This window comes from Limosilactobacillus reuteri subsp. simiae, assembly GCF_020784875.1.
In the GTDB taxonomy this organism is placed as follows: Bacteria; Bacillota; Bacilli; order Lactobacillales; family Lactobacillaceae; genus Limosilactobacillus; species Limosilactobacillus reuteri_H.
On sequence record NZ_JAJGUI010000105.1, the window covers coordinates 1 to 12,282 of the forward strand.

The 12,282-nt window shown below is 35.6% G+C and carries 8 protein-coding genes; 2 read left to right on the plus strand and 6 right to left on the minus strand.

Features of this window, described 5'->3' with window-relative positions; genetic code table 11:
• Nucleotides 1-392 precede the first annotated feature (392 nt).
• From LMC10_RS06020 to LMC10_RS06030, 3 genes are read right to left on the minus strand one after another with little or no spacing between them, the layout of a single operon-like run.
• Nucleotides 393-884 (minus strand): lipocalin/fatty acid-binding family protein, encoded by a 492-nt coding sequence (locus LMC10_RS06020; protein WP_324294037.1) that lies wholly within the window; start codon nucleotides 882-884, stop codon nucleotides 393-395.
• 7 nt (nucleotides 885-891) lie between these two features.
• Nucleotides 892-3,048 (minus strand): hypothetical protein, encoded by a 2,157-nt coding sequence (locus tag LMC10_RS06025; RefSeq protein ID WP_229269206.1) that lies wholly within the window; start codon nucleotides 3,046-3,048, stop codon nucleotides 892-894.
• A gap of 12 nt (nucleotides 3,049-3,060) precedes the next feature.
• Entirely contained in the window at nucleotides 3,061-6,672 is a 3,612-nt protein-coding gene (locus LMC10_RS06030) for a hypothetical protein (protein ID WP_229269207.1), read from the minus strand.
• Between the two features lie 261 nt (nucleotides 6,673-6,933).
• Between LMC10_RS06030 and LMC10_RS06035 the strand changes: the two genes are divergently transcribed.
• On the plus strand, nucleotides 6,934-7,638 hold the full coding sequence (locus LMC10_RS06035; RefSeq protein ID WP_229269208.1) for a glucosamine-6-phosphate deaminase: 705 nt from the start codon (nucleotides 6,934-6,936) through the stop codon (nucleotides 7,636-7,638).
• Here LMC10_RS06035 and LMC10_RS06040 read toward each other — a convergent pair.
• The 3 genes from LMC10_RS06040 to LMC10_RS06050 form a co-directional block, all read right to left on the minus strand.
• Nucleotides 7,635-8,195, minus strand: coding sequence for a Fic/DOC family protein (locus LMC10_RS06040; protein ID WP_229269244.1), 561 nt, complete (start codon nucleotides 8,193-8,195; stop codon nucleotides 7,635-7,637). The genes LMC10_RS06035 and LMC10_RS06040 overlap by 4 nt on opposite strands.
• Entirely contained in the window at nucleotides 8,188-8,610 is a 423-nt protein-coding gene (locus LMC10_RS06045) for a helix-turn-helix domain-containing protein (protein ID WP_003663582.1), read from the minus strand. The genes LMC10_RS06040 and LMC10_RS06045 overlap by 8 nt, the downstream gene beginning before the upstream one ends.
• A 114-nt stretch (nucleotides 8,611-8,724) precedes the next feature.
• Nucleotides 8,725-10,983, minus strand: coding sequence for a bifunctional metallophosphatase/5'-nucleotidase (locus LMC10_RS06050; protein WP_229269209.1), 2,259 nt, complete (start codon nucleotides 10,981-10,983; stop codon nucleotides 8,725-8,727).
• 203 nt (nucleotides 10,984-11,186) lie between these two features.
• Between LMC10_RS06050 and LMC10_RS06055 the strand changes: the two genes are divergently transcribed.
• On the plus strand, nucleotides 11,187-11,864 hold the full coding sequence (locus LMC10_RS06055) for a sunset domain-containing protein (protein ID WP_229269210.1): 678 nt from the start codon (nucleotides 11,187-11,189) through the stop codon (nucleotides 11,862-11,864).
• Nucleotides 11,865-12,282 lie beyond the last annotated feature (418 nt).

Sequence of the window (12,282 nt, forward strand, 5' to 3'; positions counted from 1 at the left end):
TATTAAGCGAATTGACTTCGCAAATGTTTTGCTTCAAATCACATCGTGATTGAAGACCCTACACATTTGATTCGTCGAAACTTTGTTCAGTTTTCAAAGGTCTACCTGTTGGCTAATCAAGCAGCCAATCAACATATTTATTATAACATGTATTTGATTAGCTTGTCAAGAAGAATTTTTGATTATTTTTGAATTCCTTTTGATTGATAACTCAATCAGCAACTTTATTAATATACCATGTCATCAATAGAATGTCAACAACTTTTTTGAATTATTATTGACACTTTGCAACTAATTAAATGAATCTAAGAAGTTTCAAGCGATTATCCATCTCCTATCGCTGACAGGAATTTTATTATATCCTATCTTCAAATTCTTTGCAAGCCTTTATTTTATTTTTTATGCATATCACTCAAAAATTGTTGAAGGTTTAATTCTTCATTAACCTTTTGGAACGTTTCAGTATTCCAGCCATTACTACCCGTAATAACTAGTCTATTATTATCAAGCGTTGCAGTAAGCGGATTAGTCACGTCATGATCTTCCAAATTTATAAGATAGTGTTCTCCTTCTTTACGCCAAGTTAAGCTATCATCCGTATCTGGATTATTCTTATCCGCATAAACATAGCGACCTGTCCCATTTTCATTTAAGACAATAGCTGCACCATCTTGATCATCTCGATACGACCCAACAACTTTTATAGTCTTAGTTATTTTGGGCGAATCCTTTTTTACTACTTTATTATCACGAACTGGGTTAAGTTGCTTACTAGCAAAATGTTTATAATTCACCCCTAAAATCCCTAATAAGATTACCAGTAATATGGTAAATGTAATTAACCCAATATGGTATCGTTTCTTTTTAGTTTTTTTCACCATCATCACCTCATCATTTCAGTAAATCTGTCACATCTTTTTTAGCTGACCTTTTCTTTTCTTCAAGTTGAATAAATTCCCGAAGATATTTAAAAGGAAAAGGAATTACTGTTAGTTGATGAAATCGCACAAAATTCACCATCATCATTTGAAGAAACTTCAAGATGTTTTCGGTCTCAATCGTAGCGAAACCACGCTCATTTAATTTAATATTAGGCTGAAGTTGCCAGATGTGTGATGCTTTCGCAATTGACATATTCATGTTTTTACTAATGGTTCCTACATTATAGTAAACAATATTCGGATCGTCTTTATCCAAAAAATAGTTAATATTAGTTAACCCAGAGAGATACTTTTGAACATGAGCTTTTATTTTTGGTTTCACTTTCAAAACTAGTCCATATTGTTCATATAATTCATCTAATAACAAATTAATTGCAATTGGACTTAAGATTTTATTTTTCTTCATAAAATCAAATTCATCTTTTAAGTCATTGATACTAAATGAATCCAGCTCTCTTTTATTAATGATAGAAATAAGATTTTTGTATTTGGTTCTGTAATTAGGGTACCTTTTACTTAAATCATTCAAAGCCTGTTTAAGCTCTTCCTTTGTTACTGCTGAACAATTTTGATGACTAATCATCTCGTTGATATCGCCAAAAAGCTCAGCATTAGGTAAGGTAAAGATGTTTTTTCTGTTTAAAGTGTAGAAAGTATTAGCAGGAGTTTTAATTAGGTACTGGAGGTCTGCATTATCAGGATTAATAAATTTTGCGCTTTCTTGTAAATCTAACCGTCTCACCTCGAATTCATCACTATTAATCATTTTAAATAGATAGACTGCTTGGGCACCATTAGCTCCCTTTGCTACTTGATAAAACTCCCATCCCGCCATTAAAGCTGGTGAATGATATAGGCTTAAGCTTCTTTCTTTCAAATCTTTCTTTATTATCAACTCTTTTAATGAATTAATTAGCGTACTTCTTAAAGCACCCTTCCTAAAGGTATCAATTGTCAAATGTTGTACTATTGCCTGCTGATAGTCTCTCGCATAATTATCTTTAACATCTTCATGAGTTTGGAAATACCGCTTATTATTAATCACCACTAGATTATATTCAAAGTTATCTTCAACGGTCGGTCTAATATTGACTTTAACGGTTGGCAAAAGCTGAACCAACGCGGCCTTGATATCTTCTATCCGTTCATCCCTTACGATCCGATTGTCGATTAAGTTTAACTGATTCGTCGCAAAGAATTCTTCGATATGCTTGTCTAACTGATTCCCCCATTCAGTTTGTGATAGTTGTCCTAAAAGTTGCTTTGCTGTATCTACTTTTTCAAATTTCAATTCAGAAAAATACTCACTAAAGACTGAATTAAAAACACTGATTAAGTTATATAAGTGATAAAACTTTGTTGACTGTATTTGATTTAACTTGCCATCTGACCAAAATAGCATTTGGTGTGGCTTATCTTTAGGGTATAAAGGAGCATTAATAAAGCAATTTTCGATGTTTAAGTTCTTATTATATTTATTTACCTGCTTTATTTGCCATTTTTTCAAATCAATATCAAACCATGGAGCATTGTTAAGACTTTTTCTTTCTATATTATTAAACAAACTAATTCCATGTTCCATAAAACTTTTAACTTTAGTAAACCGGGAAGTTGATAAAAACAAGCTACAATCATCGCCAACCACTAACTTTGTTAAATCAAGGTAAATCTTTTGTGTAAGACGTGGCTTCGAAGGTGTGAGAAAAAGATTACCAAGCATCCCCGTCCCCTTAATTCCATAGAAGGGTAACATATTAAAAAATAGGCGGAGGATAACTGCTTTATCTAAAGAAGAGACTGCTTCCTCGTCTAATTTTGACGCCCTAAAAGTATGTTGACTATACTTCTCAATTGTCCTTCTTATCTCCTGGACATTTACCGCTGACTTTTTAGTGATGAAATATAAACGATAAACATTCTTTTTAATTTTCTTCCCTGTTAAAGCATTAATACCGAGGCCATTTTCTACATCGATATTAATACTAAAAATTCTTCTTGGAATAAAACGTTGCTCTTCTAAATTTTGGTCAACTGAATATATGTCATAGTTAGTCAGAATTTTGCGAGTATTAATATTAAATTTAGCAAGACGATTAGTTGTTATCATTTCTGTCTCCTTTTATTCAAAATAATCCAATAAATTTTTTGCTAATTGACTGTTAAGTTTCCCGTCAGCTAAAAACATACTAGAACATGTAAAGAATTGTCGATCTGATTGTGGGCTGAATAATTTTTGTTCATATTTACTATTAGGTTGAAGTTGGCGAAAATTAATAAAGTATACTGGATTTTTCTCTGTACAATTAGCCAGTTTTAGGCGCGCATTCTTAAATACTTCCGTTTGTTCGGTGGCATTAGTGATCTCATTGTAATCTTTGATATCAACAAAAACTTTCTTCTTATCTTTTGTTTGCAGGTAGCAATCAAATAATTCAAATTCATTATCTGTCATTGGATAGACCTTAATCCCTAAGTATTTACAAATAACCTTAAAAACCTCCTCGCTTAACGCTGGACGATAAAAATTATTAAAGATTCCTGGTAATAATTGATAATGGTGCGGCTTTTCAAAATCATGATAGTAACCTAATAGGTCAAAATCTTCTTTGAGCCACGAATTTGCATCATATATTTTATTTAAAGTCTTTCCATAATGGGCAAAATCAAATTGATGCTGGTTATAACGTTGGATTGGAACAGCATCAATAGCAAGTAACCGATCATAGTCTCCTTCGATAGCAAAGTAATATTTATTAACTGCTTTTTCGAACTGCCAATGGAGGCGCTGAATGGTTACAGGTGCAGCATCACCAAATGGATGCTTCAGTATTAATTCACGCGCTCTTTGCCAAAGCTCTTTTGTCCCTTGCCGGTCTTGTTGCAGTTGAGATGGCAACCAAACTGTAAAACGATGTTGGATTTCATTAGCCATATTGAGTTTTTCATAAAGTAGCCTTGCTTTTTCTTTCTTAAGTTCCGCTTCTATCTCACCAATATTGGTTAATACTGCGGCCATTTCTAAAGTAGTTCGTTTATTCTTCAAATAGTTACTTGCAAGATTCTTTTTTGCGACATTATCTATTAAGACCAAGGGACGGCTACTCTTGATATTGGTCCGTGCCATTCTTCCTAAAGCTTGCTCCATATAAACACCTCCCGCGACTTTTACTGGTTGCAAATCATTTTGTCGATAATTATTTACTGGGCCACCATTTATATAAGCATACAAATTTTTCCGATAAGTTGCCCTCGTAATATGACCTTTTCCATATAAGGCATCTTGTTCGCCGATTATGTGCAGCATTTTCGTTATTGAAAACTGTTCGTCGCCTCTGCCAATCCAAGTCGCAATATGAGTAGGGGCTTCAAGATATTCGCCATCAATGTCTTTAAATAAGTTCTGCTTTTGTTTGCCGATTATTACTCCATTTTTACTTTTGACTAGTTCTGTTAATGTTTCCGCATCAATTGAGTAATGAAGATTAATCCCTCTTCCCAAAGCAGCATAAGTGGTTACCATAATGTTAAGCTTGCCGTTTGTCCAATCCTTTTTTATTAGAGGAATCTTTTGCTGAACATTCTGAGCATCAACAACAGTTAAGGAAACGTTCCCCATCCCTATCGCCTTTAAACATAACCTATACCAATGCAATAACTCTGCGCTAACTTTCTTGTTTTTGAATAATACATATGCTGGATTAAGGAGCCGCTCATTGTAAAATTTTACAAATGTAATAAGAGCTTTGACTGTTTTTAGGTTCCGCAAAAGAGTAAAACTCACTTGACCATCCCCCGCTAATGAAATTACGTCATTAGGCCTTAACCCTCCTTCTTCTGGATATACGGTAAAGAGTTCGGAAGGAATATGGTTAAGCATCAGGACCCTTTGTAAAAGATCTTTTGCAAAAATAGTGTCTTGCCCTTTAATCCGTAAATCAACATTCGTAATCGAAACACTAATCCCGGCTCTTTTCTCGGTCGCCAAATAATCTTTATTTTCTTTATCGAGTTCTTTCTCCAGCTGTGTAGATAATTGATAATTATTCTTTACATGCGCTTTAACCCACTGATAATCAAAATTATTTAGCATTGTTGGGCTTTTAGCCGTTGCAGACAAACCATATACATGCCATTTGTTTGCTAAAAATGCCAAGAGTCTTTCAGCACTAAAGTTGGAATGGTACCAATAAACGTGATCGCCAAATGTTTTATCGTCATTACTCATTATCTGTAAGTATTCATAACCATTTGCATAAATACTTTGGTTGTCACCAAACAATTTCTCAGTCGTCAAATCAAATTTCCCTGTTATCCCATCTTGAAGACGGCTCAATATATACGTTGTTTTGTCTTCTTCGTTACTTTCATCTAAAATACTGCGGATGATATAGGCTGTTGCCTCGTTTGCCGTCCAGTCTTTTCTTTCCGCTCTGGTTACGTTTTGGCCTATTTTCTGCGCATTTTGGACGAAAAAACGAACTAATTTTTGCAAATGCTTTAAAACATGAGAAAGCCTCAGTTCACTATGTTGATATAATTCTTTATCAGACTTGATCAAATTTAACTGTTGTTGAGGATCTGATTGAATGACTAAATACCTTTCAGCTTCTGTTTTGCCTAACAGTTGGTTTTGCATCCCAGTATTAAAGATAAAGCGCTGGTTCTCATCCTTTAACGAATCGTCAAGCTTGACTCGATATAATAAGTTTAAATTTTGATAAGTATCACATATTTTTTGTTGCATAACTTTTAGAATATCTTTATTGTCGTTATTACCATTTATCCCCGGTGCATCAATAATCTGCTGTGGTAAGGTTGTCATACAGTCGTTTACTTTTATGATTATTCTCCGGTAAATATGAAACAAATCAAGACGGTCCCTAAATGCTAAATCACTTTTGTCAGTAATCTGGTCGATGATGAAATTATTCCAATCTTCTTTGATCTCATCGACCTCGTCCATAATTAAGTGAACCTTTTTCTGGGAAAAGGCAGCCCATATATGCATTGTACTGGCTTTAGGAGTTTTAATAAGGGTGAGAAATTTTCTACTCGTCATAAAGACAACCCGTTTCTCTTTTAATTTAAGTTCAGGAAACATCTTGAATACCCATGGAATGTTTGCAGTTATTTCCTGTAAGATATCATTATTACTAATCTTCTTAGAAAGGGACATCTTCCTAATATCTCTGACTAAATTCTTTTTCAAAAGCGGAACTGTTTTACTGAAATCTTCATCATCTACATGTTTATTTTGAGAAAAGTGGAGACCTTTTTGAAAGAAATAAAATTGACACCTATTTATTGCGCTCTTCAATGTTTCCGCAAATAATGGATAACGGTGTTTAAACGGTGATAAAAAACTCGTAACTCTAGAAGAAATACTATCAGTATCGGTTGGTTCAAGCCCCTTAAAGATCGCTTTATTTAAATAATCACTAACCTCATCAACTTCAGATTTAAGTAAGATGACATTTCGGTCAACAAAATGCTTATCTTTGCCATGGTTTTCTAATTGTCTAATCAATCCCCGCCATGCTTCGTCCCGATTCTGTCTGTTGGGAGTTATGTAGATAATGACATCGGAGCTCTTACTTTTCATTAGCATGTCCGTTACCCACTGCAAGGCACCCGTTGTTTTCCCAGAGCCAGTTCGATTTTCAAATAATGCTAAACCCGGAAGCTGCTTTTCAGCAATTTCTCTAAACATATTGACAGTTAACTTCCCCATTGACACTATCTCCCTTCCAAAAAGGGACTCCCTGATTTCTGATCAAAGAGTCCCCCGAATAATAATTTGATAATTGCAATAAATCATATATGTTGCTGAAAGATAATTCATTTTACTTATTTGCTGCTATTTTCTTTCCCTTATTTTACACATTTTTGTAAGCGCATTCAATAACATTTTTGGCAAATCTAAAGAATAAACATTAATAGTTACTCTTTTCTTTTTCCTTAAAAGAATTACAGTGATCGTGAGGTGATAAGAATGAAAATTCTTGTAACAAAAAATAAAGAAGAAGCAAGCAAAAACGCTTTTGAACTTCTTCAAACAGATATTATAAACGGCGCCCAGGTACTTGGCCTCGCAACGGGAAGCACTCCATTAGGTCTTTATCAAAAAATGACTAATAGTTCAGTTGATTATTCCAACCTTATTTCTATTAATCTCGATGAATATGTCGGTCTTAAATCAAATGATCCTCAAAGTTACCATTACTTTATGAAACATCATCTTTTCGCTCAAAAGCCATTTGCCAAAAGTTTTATTCCGGATGGCAGTAATCTAAATGCCACTGAAGTAATTAATCACTATAATCAGATTTTGGCTACTTACCCTATTGATACACAAATTTTAGGAATTGGCAATAATGGTCATATTGGTTTTAATGAGCCTGGAACCCCTTTTGATAGCCAAACCCATAAAGTAAAGTTAACCCCTGCTACTATCAATGCCAACGCGCGTTTCTTTACTTCAAGCAAGGATGTACCAACAGAAGCCTACACGATGGGAATTGGTTCAATCTTGCAAGCAAAACATATCATCTTACTCGCTTTTGGTGAGCAAAAAGCAGACGCAATCAACAAAATGGTCAATGGTAAAATCACGACTGCTGTTCCGGCATCAGCCCTCCAACAGCATCCAAACGTAACAGTGATTCTTGATAAACAAGCAGCTAGTAAACTAAATTAACCAGCACTTTTTTGTAATGCCATGGTCTTGGCAATAATACCGACATCTGATTGGTTTAACCCGGCAATCATTTCCGCGTTGTCTGCTGGGTAATCAATTACCTGGCTATGATGGAGGGCAATTAACTGGATGAATAATTTAGTTGACCGCCCATTTCCTTCACGAAACGGATGGATATAGTTCAAATCATTTAAGAGAGCAGCATAATCCTCAATGGTAGGCTGCTTTTTCTTATTCAATCGCCCAATTTCATCATTAATATACTTAATTGCATTATCAAAGCGACCATATTCCAAAAAATCAAAACCTGCTTTTGAAATGTAGTAGTTACGTAACTCACCCGCCCAGTCATAAAGCCAACCAAAAAGGAATTTATTAATTGTCTGTAAATCTTCAAAGCTTTTAATTTTCGGTTGTTGTTGCAGGAGGGCCACTTCCCTTTCTGCTACACCGCGATACTCGATTAAACTTAATTCATCTGCATTTTTAATTGCAAATTTATTGCGAAGTGTTCCATTATCATATAAAAATTTTGCTTGAAGTTCTTCATCAGTCATCTTCATCACCAAATAGCTGCTCAATTTCCATTAAAATTTCATCATCTGGATTTTCGGCACTCTCTTTTAATTGTCTTACCTCTGTTGCTGTAGGTTCCCATCCCTCTAAAACATTACTTTCAACTGCAAACCGAACTTGTTGATAAGAAGAAGGTGTTTGGAACTGCACGTGCTGAATCGTTAATTGATCATCGTCAGTATGCAAGTGAAAATCAAAGTCCTGAATCCGATCTAATAATTCTCCTGGACGCTCTCCTAAAGCATCTGCTAGTGCATTAAGAATCTGAATTGACCAAGTTGCAACAGGACGTTTAAGTGTTTCGTTAACCTGTGCAACATCAAGGCCGCTTTCTTGAGCGACAAATGCGACTGTCATGTTATTGGTTTTTAAAATATTGATGATATTTTCTGCCATGTTCTTACTCCATTTTTACTTTATCATTTCCATTATAGCGAGAAAATAAAATAATGAAAAATAGACTGCTAACTCCCAAATAATGAAAGTAACAGTCTATTTTATTTTAAACGATTAAGCATGTTTACGCTTGCGATCAATAATTGTCAATCCAGTTGCTGCCATTAATGAGCTTCCGAGAAGAAGTAATGCAAGATCTTCATCGTTACCAGTTTGTGGTAAAGTTTCTTGCTGGTCAGCTGTTTTTTGCTTTTGGCCCTTGAGTGATGTAGGCGTCAAATTAATTAATTGATTATTAGCAGCTACGGTTTGTTGCTTAGATTGAGCATGTAATGTAACAGTTTCGGCTGGTTGACCAGCTGTTGTTGGCAAGGTTACTGTTGGAGATACCGGTTGGCTTGGAACTTCTTGAAGCTGATTTCCTTCAGTTTGGGAATTAGCAATGTTTTGAGTGTTTTGATTAGTTCCTGTTTGCGACTGTGTGTCTGCGTCTGCCTTTGCTACTTGTTCAGCAGTCAAGTAAATCTTACGGTTCATTGTTGGTGCAGTAATTGGTTTACCATCATTAGTCATATCAGTAATATAGTCAATAAACGCGTCTGTATCTTGCCCAACAATCCCGACAACTTTGGTACCCTTAAATGCAGAAAAGCCATCTCCGCCACCTGCCAAAAAGTCATTAATAACAACATTATAAGTCTTATTCATATCAAGAGGTTGATTATGTTGGTCATAAACTTGAACGACCTTATATGGTTGGTTAGGATCATTTTGATCAGTATAAGTATAATGAAGCCCGGAAATTTGTAAGTAGTAAGCTTGATCTTCGTCATATTGTTGATTCAAAGCTTCAACGATTTGTGCCCCTGTCATCTCCACTACCCGCAAAATATTGCCAAATGGTTGAACCGCTTGGGCACTCCCCCATGTAATGGAACGATCAGGATTAACATGCAGATCTGCACGAACACCTCCTGTATTAGTCATCGCAAAATCAGCTGGTAAGCCCACCTTATGAGCGGCATATAATTGACCATCGACAACTAATTCACCAACGGCATTTTCACGAGTAGGAGTATTATGGAGTCGTCCAAGAATATCGCCTGTTGTAGCAGCTTCCCCTATTTTCTTATTAATAATCGGTGCTACTCGATTGTTCGCATCTTCAACAATTGCTGTAACGTTTGCATCTGTTTTGATATTAGGTGCATCCTTTTCAGATAGTACCGGAAAGACATGCGAAACGAGACTATTGGGCGCAAAATCATTAGTTGCTGGATCGATGTAACCGATAATATCATCGTAAGCCTTACCCGTGTAAATGGCTTGCACTAATTTTACACTCCCAACAGTAGCATTAGCATATTGGTGGGAGTGACCAGCAATATAAAGATCCACAGAATTATCTGGGTCAATTTGGTAAAGCTTCTTAATAATATCGACAGCATTGCCCTTAGTGTTACCATCTTTATCCGTTGAAACTCCCGTATGGGCAAGAACTACAATTGCATTAACACCCTTTTTACGTAAAATTTGATCATATTTTGCAATTGTTTCAGCCTCGTCTAAAACATCATAATCTTTGTAATTATCGTATAAGGTTAAAATTGGTAGGGAAGTAGTTTCAATCCCAATAAAGCCAATCCGGGCAACTTTACCATCACTAGTATGAATTTCTTTAATCAAGTATGGTTGCATTCCAAACGGGATCTGACCATCAGATTTATTTACAACATTGGCGGCAATGATATTAATCCCTGTTTTCACATGAGGATAAGCCATTTCTGCTTCATTATATTGTTTAGTAGGTTCACCACCATTAACAATCCGCATATACTCAGCTAATCCTTCATCAAACTCATGGTTTCCCAAAGTTCCGATTTCAAAATGCATTGCGTCTAAAGAATGCATGGTTGATTCGTCTTGGAGAAGGGCAGAATTTGCTGGAGAAGCCCCAACCATATCTCCAGCTTCTACCCGAATTGAAGTTCCCGTCGGATTAGCGTTCTTAAAACTTTCCTCCCCCGCATCAAGGTTGCCAGCTAGGCGTGCAACTGTCCCGGCATTCGAATAAGTCTTATCTCCAATCGTAGCTGATCCAGTCGTTTCTAACCCACCATGCAAGTCATTGATCCCTAAAATCTGAACTGGAATGTCATTTTGATATTTGGCTGGGTCAGACCAATCAGTAGTTGTTTGTGGTGTACTTGCCTCATCCTTATTAGTCTGAACCATTGGCGTAACATTGCTATGGGTAGTTTCTCCATTAGCTGTGGTACCAGTCACATCCGCATGAACACTATTAGCTTGGAAATATAATCCTAACAGCGCTGTCCCTAATAATAAACAATATTTTGAACTATTATTCTTCATAAAAAACTCCTCTATAAATATACAATGGACAATAGCTTAAAAGTTGTTTTAATTTTATCATGACCAAAAGTTAATTTTTATAGTAATTTTGATATTTTTGTAAGGGCATACAACAAGACTAGATTAACTTTTTAAATTGCCTTTTATATGATATGATCTTAGAGGGGAAAAACATCTATTAAAGAACATGGGGGAAGTATACTGTGAGAAAACTAGCAACAATCTTTACTAGCTTTTTTGCTGGAATATGCTTATTTATTATTCCAATTAACCAACACTCAGTACTTGCCAGTGATTTACCACTTACCGTTAATATCCCAGACGGTAAGAATGCGCAAGCGACAAGCAAAGGGATTAAGATTGATACTGAAGCAGACGGATCTGTCACTTTTTCAGGAAAGACTGAAGCCAATGCAACCATTAAAATTGTGAAGCATGGCGGAAACAACGGTCACTATACTGTTGAAACCGATGATAATGGTAATTTTAGTAAAAGTCTAAAACTTGCTACTAGTACCAAGAAGTGTCGTTTCGATATTACCGCCACTAATGGTGATGATGATAAAAGCGCCAAAACAAGTTTTACGGTTACTAATACTACTTACGTAAAACCAGTTATTGAAAGCGAATCATCTTCAGAAATATCATCGAGCAGCAGTAGTGAGGAAAGTTCAGCAGTTAATACAAGCAGCAGTTCAACCGCACCATCGAATAATGGTGATATGCGAACCGATCAAGCCGGTATGATCGTTGGTAATGCTCGTTCAAAAATCTACCATACGCCTGATCAGCAAGGCTATCATATGAATTCGGCAAATGCGGTTTACTTTAACTCAGAAGCAGAAGCGCAAGCCGCTGGATACCGCAAATCATTAAGATAAATAATTTCAAAGTCATTATTGCCTTCCCCACAATAATGGCTTTTTATATTATAAGAAAAAGCTAAGAATAATTTCCTAGCTTTTAAAATGAAGGCCTATTTGACTGTGGAAGATAATATGGAGTTAAAGAGCATTAAATGCATTTTTAGACCTTCACTTAAATATATACGTAAAAAGATAACATTTGCACTTTTTATTTAAAAAATAAAGATCTCCTATCTGGTGGTTCGTAAAAGAGCAGATAAGAGATCTTTACATTAAGATTTGTGGGAGAAGAAAGAGAGCAAGACAGAAAGCACCTGTTACTTCGTTTTTTGGCGCGAAACTAGCCTCTGCGAAAGCAACCTGACTCATGTCCCAGCTCCCATTTAGGAAAAGTGACTTACAAATGAAGACAGTAAACAATGGGGAAAGGAGT

Bases quoted from the DNA above. Each gene is read 5' to 3' on its own strand.
- LMC10_RS06020 (WP_324294037.1), bottom strand. From the start codon at position 884: ATGATGGTGAAAAAAACTAAAAAGAAACGATACCATATTGGGTTAATT.
- LMC10_RS06025 (WP_229269206.1), bottom strand. From the start codon at position 3,048: ATGATAACAACTAATCGTCTTGCTAAATTTAATATTAATACTCGCAAA.
- LMC10_RS06030 (WP_229269207.1), bottom strand. From the start codon at position 6,672: ATGGGGAAGTTAACTGTCAATATGTTTAGAGAAATTGCTGAAAAGCAG.
- LMC10_RS06035 (WP_229269208.1), top strand. From the start codon at position 6,934: ATGAAAATTCTTGTAACAAAAAATAAAGAAGAAGCAAGCAAAAACGCT.
- LMC10_RS06040 (WP_229269244.1), bottom strand. From the start codon at position 8,195: ATGACTGATGAAGAACTTCAAGCAAAATTTTTATATGATAATGGAACA.
- LMC10_RS06045 (WP_003663582.1), bottom strand. From the start codon at position 8,610: ATGGCAGAAAATATCATCAATATTTTAAAAACCAATAACATGACAGTC.
- LMC10_RS06050 (WP_229269209.1), bottom strand. From the start codon at position 10,983: ATGAAGAATAATAGTTCAAAATATTGTTTATTATTAGGGACAGCGCTG.